The sequence below is a fragment of the Corynebacterium macginleyi genome (genome assembly GCF_003688935.1).
Classification (GTDB): domain Bacteria; phylum Actinomycetota; class Actinomycetes; order Mycobacteriales; family Mycobacteriaceae; genus Corynebacterium; species Corynebacterium macginleyi.
In genome coordinates, this window is the sequence record NZ_REGE01000001.1 from 73,449 (window position 1) to 86,602 (window position 13,154).

A 13,154-nucleotide genomic window follows, 5' to 3' on the forward strand; every position below is an offset into this window, starting at 1 on the left:
CAACACAGCGCTGCATCGCAGGTTAATTGGTTGAGGCGAGTCGGACTGTGATCTCGCGGGCGGCCACCTCCGCCAGCGACATCTCGCCGCCTTCGATCTGCACCGTCAATAAGCCGGCCACGCTATCGCTGACTCGCAACTCATTGCCCAGCTCCACCCCGAAGCGGTCAAGGTAGCGCAGCAGGCCTGGATTCTCATCACAGACGCGCTCCACGGTCACGGGCGCATCGAGCGGGGCGCTAGCCAGCGTGAGCGTGCCAAGATCCTCGATCCCGCCGCCGACATCGGGAATGGGATCGCCGTGCGGATCGCGGTCGGGGGAGCCCAGCAGCGCATCGATGCGCCCGATAAAGCGATCGGAGCAGGCGTGCTCGAGGCGGTCAGCGTCCTCGTGCACCTCGTCCCAGGAATAATCCAGGGTCTCTACCAAGAAGGTTTCTAAAAGCCTGTGGCGGCGCACCATCTGCATCGCCAGCTCGCGGCCCACAGGACTCAATGAGACACCCTGATAACGCTCGTGCTCCACCAGCCCTTGGGCGGCGAGCTTCTTAATCGCCTCTGAGGCGGTAGGCACCTTTTGCTCCAGGCGCCCCGCCACATCCTTCAGCGCAACCGGGGTACCACCGGAGTGCTCCGATAAGTCCCACAGAACCTTGAGATAATCCTGGCTGCGGGTAGGCAGTTCTTCTAGGTGCATATCCACCATCTTCATAATCGTGCTTGCGTCGTCCTTGGATAAGTGTTAGTTTAGCAGTAGTTCAACGAGTTGAACTTTTATTTTCACTTGCCACGGACAGTGGGCAGTACGTCCTTTCTTCGGTACACACGCGACGCACCCGGCCACCGCTGTCCGTGGCTTTTGATTTTTCTAGTATCCCGCCTCCGGGTCCACCTGGGTGGGCATGGGCTCACCCTTCTCCCACGCGGCGGCGTTGGCATTGAAAATATCGCCCATGTGGTACTGCGCCACGTGCTTCGTCGCCCCGATATGCGGGGTCATGGTGCAATTGGGCAGGGAGAGCAGCGGGTGGTCATCGGGAAGCGGCTCTGGGTCCACGACCTCCAAGCCGGCGCCGGCAATCTGGCCCTCGCGCAGGGCATCCACCAAGTCATCCGTGACCACGGTGCTGCCGCGCCCAACGTTGATAAACAGGGCGGACGGCTTCATGGCGCGGAACTTGGCGGCATCGATAAGCCCCTCCGTTTCCGCCGTTGCGGGCAGGATGCAGAAAATGACATCAGCCTCGCCCCACACGTGCGTGGCGTCATCCATGGCCACCACCTCATCGGCACCCTCCACCGGGCGGCCGGAGCGATTCACGGCGGTAAAGTGCACCCCAAAGGGCTTGAGCAAGGCAATGAGCTGCTTGCCGATGCCCCCAGCGCCCAAAATCGCTACCTCCTTCGGCCCCTGCTGGTCATAAATCCACTCCTGCGTCTCATCCAGCTCCTTAGCCACCGACCACGTGCCGGCCTGCGCAAAGGCCTTGTGCTGGTGTGCCTGGGAGAGCAGCAGGCCCAGGGCACATTCGGCCACAGGCTTGGCAAAGGCGCCGGCGGAATTGCACCAGGGTAAGCCCTCAGGGGTAATCAATCCGGCATCGATGAGTTGGTTGACGCCGGTAAAACAATGCTGCACCCAGCCGATATTGTCCGGTATTTCCGGGACGCGGCGAGGGCTGGGTGTGGTATTGACATAGACCTCTGCGTCTTCGAGGTTCTCTACGCGGTCGTGGCCAGCAGCGCTTAAGTCATCTACCAGCGGCTGCCAAATTTCTGGTCCCATAAAATACTTCATGGAACCAGCGTACGGCAGGCAGCTAGATGCGCGAGGCGAAGTTGGATAGGTAGTCCGCATGCACCACCGAGCGGCGCTTATCTTTTGGCAGCTCGCTCATCTGCATGCCCTTGATGGCGTTTAATTCTTCAGAGCCGAAGCGCACCTCGCCGCGGCCGATAATCTCGCCCGCCGGGCCCAAGATATCGATAATCTCGCCCTTGTTGAATTCGCCGTGAACATCAGTAATACCCACGGCAAGCAAGGACGTACCACCCTTGGTCACGGCCTCCTTGGCACCCGCGTCCAGGCGCACGGCCCCACCGGTATCAGCGCAGTAGAGGGCCCAGAACTTCCACGCCGACAGCTGGCGTTCCTCGCGGGTGTGGAAAACGGTGCCCACAGAGGCATCAGAAAGCGCGGGGCCAACGTTATCGGTCGAGGTCAACAGGACCGGAATGCCGCCGCGGGTAGCCAGGCGGGCGGCCGAGACCTTCGTGGCCATGCCACCGGTGCCGACCTTGCCGCCATCGCCGGCGACAACGTCCTTGAGATCCTTACCGCTGCGCACCTCGTCGATGAACTTGGCATCCGGCTCAGCCGGGTTCTTGTCATAGAGGCCATCGACGTCAGAGAACAAGAAGAGCGCATCCGCACCCACCAAGTTGGCGACCAAGGCCGACAGTCGGTCGTTATCGCCAAAGTGCATCTCCGAAGTAGCAACAGCATCGTTTTCGTTCACTATGGGAATGGTGCGCAGCTGGCGCAGGCGGTCTATGGTGCGCTGCGCGTTGCGGGCGCGGTCCCGGTGCCCGGCATCGGAAGCCGTGAGCAGCACCTGCCCTATGGTGCGCTGGTAGCGCGCAAAGGAGCGGCCCCATTCATAAGCGAGGTGAACCTGGCCCACAGACGCCGACGCCTGTTTCGTAGCCAAGTCGGTGGGGCGCTGATGCAAGCCGAGTGGGCCCATACCGGCGGCAACCGCACCGGAGGAAACGATGATGACATCGGAGCGCCCCATGCGGGCGTGGACGGCATCAACAATATGATCGATTTTCTCCGGCGAAACGCGGAAATTCTCATCCGTCAAGGAAGAGGAACCAATTTTTACAACGACGCGCTTGGCCTCCGCAATGGAATTACGCAATTCGGATTTAAACCCAGAGGCTATCGGGTTTTCATCGCGAGCATCGGGGAACGGAGTATCAGCGGTAGGACCATTAAAGGGCTCTACGGGGAGCGGAAGGATGGATTCTTTATGTTGAGGTTCTTTCTGTTGATCAGAAGACATAGATCTACAGTGTACAAAGCTTCCGGCACGAGTCCCCTCCATTGGGGCGTATATCCCCCATGTGCGCCAGCAGCTTTGTCCGAAGTGGGGGCACACTCCCCTTAAGGAAAGAAGCCCCACTCGCGAGATGGCTAGCCCTGCCACCGGTCGCGATTGGCGGCCTCGCGGGTGACCTCTTCCTCATCGCCGTAGTCGAATTCATCGACCAAGCCACGCCGAGCCTGGGAGGCACGCTTGCGCTCCGCCGCAGAGACGCGATTGGTGCCCTTTAGCCGGGCGTCCTCGCCGCGGCTGGCCATGGTGGGATCGCCGCCGACCATCGGCTCCCATTCGAAGGTAAGACCACCAATGGTCACGGGGCAGCCTTCCACCGCGCCCTGCTTGTGCAGCTCATCCTCCACGCCGGCCTTGGCCAAGCGATCCGCCAGGTAGCCCACGGCTTCATCGTTTTCAAAGTCGGTCTGGGTAATCCAACGTTTGATCTTATCGCCATCCACGATGAATCCGCCCTGCACCTCTGGGTCTGGCCGCACGCTAAAGTCCGCGAAGTTGCCGGGTTTTTTCCTGTGCGCCTGAGCCTTGGGGTGAATCACCGTATGAGAAGGATCCCGCTGGGGCTTCGGCTGCGCCTTATGATGCTCGGTCACCATCTCCATGAGCTTGAATTTCAGCAGGTCCAAGCCCTTGCGGGCGACCGCAGAGATGATGAACACCGGCCAGCCGAACTTTTCTTCTAAGTCGTCCTTAACGAACTCCGCGAGCTCTTCTGCCTCCGGAATATCGGCCTTATTTAAAATGATGACGCGCGGGCGATCGCGCAGATCACCCAAACCGGTATCGCTCTCCAGCGCCTCCTGGTACTTGGCCAGCTCATTTTCCAGCGCCTCGATATCAGATTCCGGGTCGCGGCCCGGTTCAATGGAAGCAGTATCGACTACGTGGGCTAGCACCGCCGTGCGTTCAATGTGACGCAGGAAATCCAATCCCAAACCTTTACCATCGGCGGCGCCGGGGATGAGGCCGGGGACATCAGCAATGGTAAAGGAGCTATTACCCATGTCCACGACACCCAAGTTGGGCTGCAGGGTGGTAAACGGGTAGTCCCCGATCTTCGGCTTGGCAGCGGACAACACCGAAATCAACGAGGACTTGCCAGCCGAAGGAAAACCGACAAGCCCCACATCCGCCATGGATTTAAGTTCGAGCACCAGGTCGTGGGCTTGGCCAGGCTCGCCCTGCAGTGCAAAGCCGGGTGCCTTGCGGTTCTTCGACGCCAGGGCCGCATTGCCCAGTCCTCCGAATCCCCCCTCGGCCGCGACGAAACGCGTGCCCGGCACGGTGAGATCCGCAAGGGTTTCGCCCGTTTCTGTGCGCACAACAGTGCCGGCGGGGACCTCCAAAATTAAGTCCTTACCGCGCGCGCCATTGCGCATATCGCCAGCACCGTTGCCGCCACGCTCGGCCTTAATATGCGGGCGGTAGTGGAAATCCATCAAGGTATGGATCTGCTCGGAGACCTCCAAGACGATGTCGCCGCCGTGACCTCCGTTGCCACCGTCCGGCCCACCCAATGGCTTGAATTTCTCGCGGTGGACAGACACGCAACCATGCCCACCGTCGCCAGCCTGCAAGTGCAAGACGACGCGGTCAATAAAACGTGCCATGATATGCCACACCCCTTCTTATTTAAATCAATTGCCTTAGCCAGTGTAATGCTTAGCCAAGCCCGGACTCTAACCCACGCCTTCCCAAGACAATGAGAGGTAACACGAGAAAATCCTCGAGCTGCTCTCACTCGTAGTGAAAGCTGCCCGAGGATAGACCGCTGCGGTCGTGCTTAAGCGGAAGCTTCTGCCGCAGCCTCTTCGGCCGGGATAATATTGACCATCCGGCGTCCACGCTTGGTGCCGAACTTTACGGAGCCAGCAGCAAGTGCAAACAGGGTGTCGTCGCCGCCGCGACCAACATTCTCACCTGGGTGGAACTTGGTGCCGCGCTGACGGACGATGATCTCACCGGCGTTAACCTGCTGACCACCGAAGCGCTTGACGCCGAGGCGCTTAGACTCGGAATCGCGACCGTTGCTGGAGCTGGAAGCACCCTTCTTGTGTGCCATGTCGTTTCCCTCCTTCGGGGATGATTTACAGCCCGGTTAAGGCTTACTTGATACCGGTGATTTTCAAGGTGGTTAGAGGCTGGCGGTGACCCAAGCGCCTCTTATAACCAGTCTTGTTCTTGTACTTCAGGATATCAATCTTTGGACCTTTACCCTGTTTGACGATTTCCGCGGAGACGGAAACTTTCTCCAAGTCGGAAGCCTTGGACTTTACAGTGGCGCCATCGACGAGCAGAACCGGGGTGAGAGCCACGGCAGAGCCTGGCTCACCCTCGATCTTCTCGACCTTGACGAGGTCACCTTCAGCAACCTTGTACTGCTTGCCGCCGGTCTTGACGATCGCGTACATAGAGGGTTACCCCTTATCTAAACTCGCTCGGACACGACATACAGGCCGTTATCCGAATGGACACTTACATATTGCGTTCAGACCTCGCGCGAACATATTCACAATCACCGGGCGGCAATTGTGGTTTGATCTAGCGCCGAGAGTTCCAAACAGCGACTGTCAAAGACTACCCCGCCGCGGGTACAAAATACAAACCAGACGCTTCATACCCGCGTGGCGGTGCGCTAGGAAGTAGCTCTTCGTGCTACGCGCCGCCGCCGGCCCACATCCTTGGCATTAGCCTGCGAGCTCCCCGGCGCTTTAGTAGACGCCTTTTTCACCGCACGCTTCTTTCCGCGGCGAACAACTTTCTTTTCGGCCTGCGCAGGCGCACCGTTCTGGGCTTCTTTCTCGCCGTGAACAGGCGTCGCCGAGAGAGCACCCGCATTATGCGAGGTGTCCCTATCCCCGGGGTTGGTGCGCACCACGCGGCGTTTGACGCGACGGCCTGCCTGTGCCGCGGAATTTCTCTTCCTGCCGCTTATATTTTCGTTGCGCGGCACCGCCGTCCGCGAGGCGTTGTCGGGCTTATCGCTCTGCCCACCCTCCTGTGCATGCGCCCGGTGCGAGGCCTGTACAGGAGCCCGGCGAGAATCCGTCTGAGTGCGGACGCTGCGACGCCGACCACGCCCGCCTGTCTTGTTGCCGGGCTTCTGCTGCTTGGCTACCCGCTGTGCCATGCCCTCACCCCGTGCCTGATCAGTGGATCCTGCGGATAACTCTCGTTGCGGCCGGGCAAAATCCTCTGGACGTGGGCGCTTATCGGAACGCGAATTGCCACGCGTGCGCCGCTTCCGGCGCGGCGAAGCCTCAAACTCCGCTACTGCCTCCTCGTAGGTCTTCTCCGCTGCATCCGGAGCCACTGCTTGCTTCTCCTCAGCGCCCCACTGGCCGTGACTCGGCTGCGCCTGCGCGCGACGGGACGCGGGCGAGGTCCGCGTCGCCCGGCGCCGCTTCTTACCCCGCTGGGTACGTTTCTCCTCCGTCGCCAACTTTTCTTGGCCATCGGGCACATAAGAATTAAATTCCTGTACCTCATCGCTGTCGGCGGCGTTTTCCGCCGCAGCATAGGCGATGGCCTCGATTTCCGTGACCGCCGACCTCTTCTGGACTCGGCGGCGCTTTTTCTGCTTGCCTTCACCGCGGCCACGCTGGTCCCGGTTTCCGCTGGGGTTTTCGGTCCGTTTCTGTGGTGCCTCCTGCTCACATTCGGCTGGCTCTTCGTATACGACTACATTGGCCACCAGCTCCTCTAGGGACGGTGACTGCTTATCATCACTGCCGTAGAGAGGACCATTGGTCTTCTGGTACTTCCGCGACTGGGAAGCGCTCCTTCGCACCGTGTGGTTTTTCTGCCCTTTCTGGTCATTCTTCTCCGGGTGCTCGTCCGCATCTTCGTGCTCGTGCATCGCAACGGCAGCCGGGTGCTGCTGGGGATCATTGGCAGGCTTCTTGTGCGCCCTAGGGGAGCCATGCGAGTGATGGCTGGAGTGACTGTCTTCTAGTTCGTCGACGGGATACTCGTGAATGATGATTCCGCGGCCACGGCAGTGCTCACATTCGGTAGAAAAGGTCTCTACTAGCCCGGTGCCCAAACGTTTGCGCGTCATTTGCACCAAGCCCAAAGAGGTGACCTCAGATACCTGGTGGCGCGTGCGATCGCGACCCAAGGCTTCCTTCAGGCGCCGCAAAACTAAGTCCTGGTTTTCCGGTAGCACCATGTCAATAAAGTCCACCACGATCATGCCGCCCAGATCGCGCAGGCGCATCTGGCGCACGATTTCTTCGGCCGCCTCCAAATTATTACGGGTGACGGTCTCTTCCAGGTTGCCACCGGAACCGGTGAACTTGCCGGTGTTGACGTCAATGACGGTCATAGCCTCAGTGCGGTCAATGACCAAGGTGCCACCGGACGGTAGCCACACTTTGCGGGAAAGCGCCTTATGCAGCTGCTCATCAATGCGGTAGGCGGCAAACGCGTCTTGGCCTCCATGTTCGTTCGACTGATAACGTTCCACCCGGTCCGCGAGGTCCGGGGCCATGGATTCCACGTAGGCATTAACCGTGTTAAAGGATCGCTTCCCGTCCACGATCAGACGGTGGAAATCTTCGTTGAAAAGATCGCGAACAACCTTGATGAGCATATTCGGCTCTTCATAAAGAGTTACCGGCTTAGCACCCTTCGAGGATTTTTCTTTTTCGGCCTGAGCGGAAATATCTTCCCACCGGTTATGCAAGCGCTGCACATCGGTAGCAATGGCCTTTTCGGGCACGTTTTCAGCAGCTGTGCGGATGATGGTACCGCCATCACCGGGCACCACACGCCTCAAGATTTCTTTTAAGCGCTTGCGCTCCGGTGCCGGCAGCTTGCGCGAAATTCCGGCGCTACGCCCGCCTGGAACGTAGACGAGGTAGCGACCGGCCAGGGAAATCCGGGTGGTCAGGCGCGCACCCTTGTGGCCAATCGAGTCCTTGGCCACCTGCACCACAATTTGGTCGCCGGATTTCAGAGTGTTTTCTACCTTGCGGGAACGCCCGTGCAATTTGGTTTTACGCCAATCAATCTCGCTGGCATAGAGCACACCATTGCGGCCTTGACCGATGTCTACGAATGCCGCCTCCATGGAAGGCAAAACGTTTTGCACGCGGCCTAGGTAAATATTGCCGATGAGGGAGGCTTGAGCATCGGTGGTAACGAAGTGCTCAACCAGGAGGTCATCTTCAAGCACACCCACCTGCGTGACGATGCCCGCGCCGTCTTCACGCTGCTTATCGCGGACCACCATGGTCCGTTCCACGGCCTCGCGCCGCGCCAAAAATTCCGCCTGGGACACAATATGCTGGCGCTCGCGGCCCTTTTCACGCAATTCTTCGCGGCGACGCTTCTGTGCCTCAATGCGGGTGGAGCCGCGGATGGCCTTGGGCTCATCGATAAACTCCAGCTCCTTATCCGCTGCTTTTCCTGGGGGGTTATCGTAGCCACCGCGGCCGCGGGAGGTACCGCGACGGCCGCGACGGCGCTTGTCGGAAGCCCCGCGCCATGCCCCATGGCTCGCCTCGGGACCGTCAGACTCGGCGTCTTCGGCAGGATCCGTCACATCAGTGGTTTCAGTGATCGCCGCAATGTCTGTGGCCTCGTCCAGTTCGGTGGCCGCCTGCTGCACCGGTGGCATAAACAGCGGCGCAAAGTCATACGTGGCAGAATCTTCGTCCGTCTCTGCCTGTGGCACCATGCGCGGTGCGAAGTAATCATCGTCGAGGTCCTCGCCCGCCTCAGCTAGCACCTCGCGAAGCTTAGCTGGATTCACGGTACCCGTCAGGTCACCCGCACTGCCAGTAGCGGTGCCAGCCTCCGCAGCATCGGTGTCTGCAGCGCGCGCCGGCGCTTTCGTCGGCTCAGGATCCGGTAAATGGTCCAGCGCCTGCTTGACATCCGGCAGTGCGCTTTTTACCAACGAGGCATCGACCTTTTCTTCAATCTGGGAGATTTCATTATCCACGTTCTTGCGCACGCGGTAGCGCAGGCTCTTCTCCTCTTCCACATCGGCTGCGGTGTTTTCAGCGGGAGCGTTATCTGTCTCGGCAGTATCAGGCTGTGTTGGTTCTTTCTTTGCCGCGGGCGCGGACTTCTTAGTGGCCTTGCGGGTGCGCCGAGGGCGTTTGGTGGTCTTGGCCTTGCTCTCGGGCTTCTGGTCCGCTGGGTTCTCGTCAGCGGCTAAAGAATGTACCGCCTCCGCAGCCCCAGCTTGGCGCTCCAAAGCGGCGAAGAGGTCACCTGCTTCCGCGCGAGTAATAGAGCTCTGAGCGGTCTTGTTCAGGCCCATCTCCTTAAGCTGCGCCACCAGCCGACGTGATGATAGGCCGAGCTTTTTGGCCATGGCATACACGCGAGTTTTATCCTTGAGCTCGCTCAGGTCTATGCGTTGGGCCAAAGCCGCAGCTGCCTGTAGGTTTTCAGTTGTTCCTTGAGAGTTCTGTGCCGCCATTAGTTGGGCTTACTCCTGTACTTCGATTGTATGGTGCACCAGCTACTCGGGCGCAGGCACAACCCCTAGAGGAACCGTGCCGCTGCCGCACGAATAGCCGCAATTAAATGCACCGCGTTAAAGCGTGTGGGCTATGAAATTATGCGCGCATGCTGCGCGTGAGTTCCATTGTGTCACAGAATCCTGACGGGGCGAGCAGGCTGTGTGCGATGATACGTTTGACACTATGGCAGAACTAGCACCGATTCCCGCCAGAAAATTATCGCAGTACCGGCAGTGCAATGAGATTATGCCGAAAGATGCATGCTTATTAGGCGTTCCGGCCGGCTTTGCCCTCGGTTTTGCCCACACAGGGGCCAGCTACATGCTGATGGGCGCCGGCGTTTTTGCAGTTTTTGCGGTCATTGGATTGGTGTACCTCATCCGCCACTATCCCCGTTCCATCGGGGCGACCCAGGATGTCTACCTTGAGGGCGATTACCCCGCCATTGCTTATTGGGCGCCAGTAATTCCAATTGCCCTACCGCTGGCCATGGCCCCGCTATCCGCGGCCGGCTGGTTGCCGGATATCTCGCCGGCCCCACCGGTGGAAGGCATCGTGACCGGCGCGATGTGGGCGTTCGCATTCCCGCTGGGTATATGGTCCATGTTTTCCCAGTCCTTTCGCATTGGCCGCCGCCGCATGCAGCGCATCGTGGCTGAAGATCCCTTAACAGGGGTCACAGATAGTGCCATGCAGCTTGCCGATGCCCACCTCGACATCCTCACCGCCCTCGTCACCGCCGGGGCTATCCAAGGCAATACGACTACCACTAAAGCTTTATCCCACCTGATGCAGGTGAAGTTAGATACCCTGTCCGATCCGGTCCAGGAACTTAAAAAGCACGGGCTAGTGACGGTAGAAAATATTGGCCTGCGCTCCAAAGTAGAAAGCTGGCACATCACCCTCTCCCCTACTGGCGTACGCTGCCTTTATCAGATTGGGAAACGCTAACTTGGTAAACTCCGCTCTATGGGAAACACCTTTGGACCAATCCAGAACATAACGTATACCAGGCCAACCCAAGCCGGAATTTCAACGAGGGTTCAATGGTACCGACTAGAGCTTTAGTGGAGCCTAGGACCCGACCTCCGAAAAGTGGACACATCGGGGGCCGGTCCCCTTAGCAGGAGCAGGTTCTCAAATATGTCGTGAACTTAGACAGGGCTTGGTTTAAGCGTGACCATCTGCTCCAGTAGGAAAACCGGAACGGATCAACTGATAAAGAGGTTTGAGAATATAAGACGTAAATGTGATGCAACCTTCTTTAGCATGCGCTATGTTATGCATAGCACTAATTGGTGTTACAACGTTTAAGGATTGGTCCATCTTTGTTTGATTTTTTCTTGTCGAGAGAAAGGGACCAACCCCCGATGTGTCCACTTTTCGGGGGCGAGCGCATATCCTTCTCTCTTTTTGGCAGTTTAGGTTTAAGGAGGGGCTTCTGTTTACGCCGGTTAAGGGTGATACCGAGTTAATCTAATGAATAATCTTTCTTTTAAATCTAAGTTTTCGCTCATCTTTGCAGCCGCTGTCGTTTCCGGGTTGGGTGACGGCCTCATCCCGATCGCTTTTGCACTTCAGGCACACCGAGCAGATCCGTCGGGCCGCGGCTTGACGGTGGTGCTTATTTCACTGTGGGCCGGCCGCTTCTTTAGTTCTTTAGTGGTCCGAAAACTGCCGCCCCCTCACCGACCAGTGATCTGGATGCTGGGTAGTGATGTCGTTCGGATGCTGGCGCAGTGGGGACTTGTAGCCTGGGTGGTTAGTCGCGGCGATTCCATCACTGCGTTCGCGCTCTCAAGTGCTGCGTACGGTTGTGCCTCATCATTCTTTGGGCCAGCAAGGTTTAGCCTTTTGTCTGAGCTGTTTTCCGGTGACCAGCGCACCCGCGTCAATGGATCCCTGTCGATACTCGGTGATCTGCTGTTTATCGCTGGCCCCCTCATCGGTACAGCGGCGGTGCTCACCTTGGGATTTAACACGGTATTGCTTATCGACGGCGCCACTTTCCTAGTGGCCATGTTCTTTGTACTTCCGTTTCTCTCGGTTCGTAGAGAACCAGCAGGAGAAAGCTCCAATGGCGTAGCTACTGAATCAGAACCGGAAGGCACCGGTTCATCGACTCAGAACAAATCTCTTGCGTCCCCAATGCTCCCTAGCTGGGTACGGGTGGGACTCGGCACCTGGTTGGTCGCAGCAGTTGTCAATGGCTTCCTGGGAAGTGCTGGCCCTACGTGGATTATGAATACCTTCGACGAAAAGTCCTGGGGGTTTATGGCAACTGCTCTCGCGGTCGGTTCACTGCTTGGCTCAGCCGCAACAATTCTGAAGGTATTAGATCGGGTACGTTTTAGCACCTTGCAGATGCTAATGCTGATACTTCTGGCCGGGCAGATCCTGGCTTTGGCATTCACCCCTGTCTTCGTGCTCATCGCAGCAATTGGTGCTGCCGCGTCCTTGTTAATGACAGCAGCAGGTATTGCCTGGGATTCTCTCGGGCAGTCTTTGGGAGATGATGGTTTGGTGCACCAGTTCGCCACAAAGGATCAGCTCGTCTTTACCGCGGGTACCCCGCTTGGGATGATTCTTTTCGCGGCACTTTCTGCTCATGCTGGTGTTGCGGCAGCTGCCTTGGCAGCTGCGTTGGTAGTCGCAGCTGCCGCATCGTCCTTGCCCGTGGCGCGTTCACCGCGTACAGCAGATATGTCTGAGGGCTCTATTTCTTAGTATAGTTGCAGTGCTTAGAGGTTGGGGAACCAAATTCCAATCTCGCGCTCTGCGGACTCGGGGGAGTCGGATCCGTGCACGATGTTCTCCCCTACGCTGAGTGCGAAGTCTCCGCGGATGGAACCGGGTACAGCCTTGGAGACTGGGTCGGTGCCACCGGCCAGCTGGCGCCATGCCTCGATAGCACGCTCGCCTTCAACGACCCCGGCGATGAGCGGTGCAGAGGTGATGAAGTCCACCAGCTCGCCAAAGAATGGCTTATCCTTGTGCTCTTCGTAGTGCTTTTCTGCGGTCTCGCGGTCAGCCACGCGCAGGTCCAGCTCCGCCAGTTTGAGGCCCTTGCGTTCGATGCGGGCAATAATCTCGCCCACGTGGCCGTTCTTTACGCCGTCGGGCTTAATGAGGATCAATGTACGTTCAGTCATGATCCATACTGTACCGAATTCCCGCAGCTCGTCCACGACCGAGGTCTTAAAGCGGTAGAATGCGCGATAGGTGATTTAAGTAAGCATTAAGTAAGCTGCTGGACTATCTCCGTTGCGCGCTCGTGCGAGGTACCCCTAAACCATAGGCGCACCTGGTTGACCGCCGTGCCGAACTGGCCATTGTCTAGCAAACGCATAATCTCTGCGCGCTGCTTTTTATCCAAATCATCGATGGTGGCTTCTTCTACCCGCTGAAAATTAGCGCGTAGAGCCAAAATCAAAAACACGGCAGCGATGATGAGTGCTACCAGCGGCAGCCACGGCGCTCCCGTGGCCGCACGGGCCGCTACCGCGGCAATGCAGGCCAAGGCCGCGAGGACGAGATAGATGGTACGCATAGC

At 58.5% G+C, this 13,154-nt stretch carries 11 protein-coding genes; 2 read left to right on the forward strand and 9 right to left on the reverse strand.

The window, feature by feature from the left end; all coding sequences use genetic code 11:
• Nucleotides 1-22: 22 nt before the first annotated feature.
• From D9V82_RS00385 to D9V82_RS00415, 7 genes are all read right to left on the reverse strand, one after another.
• The gene (locus D9V82_RS00385) at nt 23-712 is read right to left on the reverse strand and encodes a metal-dependent transcriptional regulator (protein WP_121910448.1); all 690 of its coding nucleotides are present in this window, start codon (nt 710-712) and stop codon (nt 23-25) included.
• Between the two features lie 156 nt (nt 713-868).
• Nucleotides 869-1,798 (reverse strand): D-isomer specific 2-hydroxyacid dehydrogenase family protein, encoded by a 930-nt coding sequence (locus D9V82_RS00390; RefSeq protein ID WP_121910449.1) that lies wholly within the window; start codon nt 1,796-1,798, stop codon nt 869-871.
• A gap of 22 nt (nt 1,799-1,820) precedes the next feature.
• On the reverse strand, nt 1,821-3,068 hold the full coding sequence (proB, locus tag D9V82_RS00395; RefSeq protein ID WP_121910450.1) for a glutamate 5-kinase: 1,248 nt from the start codon (nt 3,066-3,068) through the stop codon (nt 1,821-1,823).
• Nucleotides 3,069-3,199: 131 nt separating this feature from the next.
• Nucleotides 3,200-4,732 carry a GTPase ObgE gene (gene obgE / locus D9V82_RS00400; protein ID WP_121910451.1) on the reverse strand — a complete coding sequence of 511 codons (1,533 nt, stop codon included), beginning with the start codon at nt 4,730-4,732 and terminating at the stop codon, nt 3,200-3,202.
• 173 nt (nt 4,733-4,905) lie between these two features.
• Nucleotides 4,906-5,184 carry a 50S ribosomal protein L27 gene (gene rpmA, locus D9V82_RS00405; RefSeq protein ID WP_121910452.1) on the reverse strand — a complete coding sequence of 93 codons (279 nt, stop codon included), beginning with the start codon at nt 5,182-5,184 and terminating at the stop codon, nt 4,906-4,908.
• Between the two features lie 43 nt (nt 5,185-5,227).
• Nucleotides 5,228-5,533, reverse strand: coding sequence for a 50S ribosomal protein L21 (gene rplU / locus D9V82_RS00410; RefSeq protein ID WP_121910453.1), 306 nt, complete (start codon nt 5,531-5,533; stop codon nt 5,228-5,230).
• A gap of 224 nt (nt 5,534-5,757) precedes the next feature.
• Complete coding sequence (locus tag D9V82_RS00415; protein WP_121910454.1) at nt 5,758-9,558, reverse strand: translation initiation factor IF-2 N-terminal domain-containing protein; 3,801 nt, start codon at nt 9,556-9,558, stop codon at nt 5,758-5,760.
• A gap of 226 nt (nt 9,559-9,784) precedes the next feature.
• On the opposite strand from D9V82_RS00415, the gene D9V82_RS00420 reads away from it, so the two are divergent.
• Nucleotides 9,785-10,552, forward strand: coding sequence for an ArsR family transcriptional regulator (locus D9V82_RS00420; RefSeq protein WP_121910671.1), 768 nt, complete (start codon nt 9,785-9,787; stop codon nt 10,550-10,552).
• 528 nt (nt 10,553-11,080) lie between these two features.
• Nucleotides 11,081-12,328: an MFS transporter gene (locus D9V82_RS00425; protein WP_121910455.1), complete on the forward strand. Its 1,248-nt coding sequence runs from the start codon at nt 11,081-11,083 to the stop codon at nt 12,326-12,328.
• Between the two features lie 14 nt (nt 12,329-12,342).
• On the opposite strand, the gene ndk is transcribed toward D9V82_RS00425, so the two are convergent.
• Together ndk and D9V82_RS00435 are read right to left on the reverse strand one after the other, a co-directional pair.
• Nucleotides 12,343-12,753, reverse strand: a complete 411-nt coding sequence (ndk, locus tag D9V82_RS00430) for a nucleoside-diphosphate kinase (RefSeq protein ID WP_121910672.1) — start codon at nt 12,751-12,753, stop codon at nt 12,343-12,345.
• 86 nt (nt 12,754-12,839) lie between these two features.
• Nucleotides 12,840-13,151, reverse strand: a complete 312-nt coding sequence (locus D9V82_RS00435; RefSeq protein WP_200448866.1) for a hypothetical protein — start codon at nt 13,149-13,151, stop codon at nt 12,840-12,842.
• Nucleotides 13,152-13,154 lie beyond the last annotated feature (3 nt).

What these genes read in the sequence shown, in the direction of transcription:
- D9V82_RS00385 (WP_121910448.1), bottom strand. Translation starts at nt 712, where the DNA reads ATGAAGATGGTGGATATGCACCTAGAAGAACTGCCTACCCGCAGCCAG.
- D9V82_RS00390 (WP_121910449.1), bottom strand. Translation starts at nt 1,798, where the DNA reads ATGAAGTATTTTATGGGACCAGAAATTTGGCAGCCGCTGGTAGATGAC.
- proB (WP_121910450.1), bottom strand. Translation starts at nt 3,068, where the DNA reads ATGTCTTCTGATCAACAGAAAGAACCTCAACATAAAGAATCCATCCTT.
- obgE (WP_121910451.1), bottom strand. Translation starts at nt 4,732, where the DNA reads ATGGCACGTTTTATTGACCGCGTCGTCTTGCACTTGCAGGCTGGCGAC.
- rpmA (WP_121910452.1), bottom strand. Translation starts at nt 5,184, where the DNA reads ATGGCACACAAGAAGGGTGCTTCCAGCTCCAGCAACGGTCGCGATTCC.
- rplU (WP_121910453.1), bottom strand. Translation starts at nt 5,533, where the DNA reads ATGTACGCGATCGTCAAGACCGGCGGCAAGCAGTACAAGGTTGCTGAA.
- D9V82_RS00415 (WP_121910454.1), bottom strand. Translation starts at nt 9,558, where the DNA reads ATGGCGGCACAGAACTCTCAAGGAACAACTGAAAACCTACAGGCAGCT.
- D9V82_RS00420 (WP_121910671.1), top strand. Translation starts at nt 9,785, where the DNA reads ATGGCAGAACTAGCACCGATTCCCGCCAGAAAATTATCGCAGTACCGG.
- D9V82_RS00425 (WP_121910455.1), top strand. Translation starts at nt 11,081, where the DNA reads ATGAATAATCTTTCTTTTAAATCTAAGTTTTCGCTCATCTTTGCAGCC.
- ndk (WP_121910672.1), bottom strand. Translation starts at nt 12,753, where the DNA reads ATGACTGAACGTACATTGATCCTCATTAAGCCCGACGGCGTAAAGAAC.
- D9V82_RS00435 (WP_200448866.1), bottom strand. Translation starts at nt 13,151, where the DNA reads ATGCGTACCATCTATCTCGTCCTCGCGGCCTTGGCCTGCATTGCCGCG.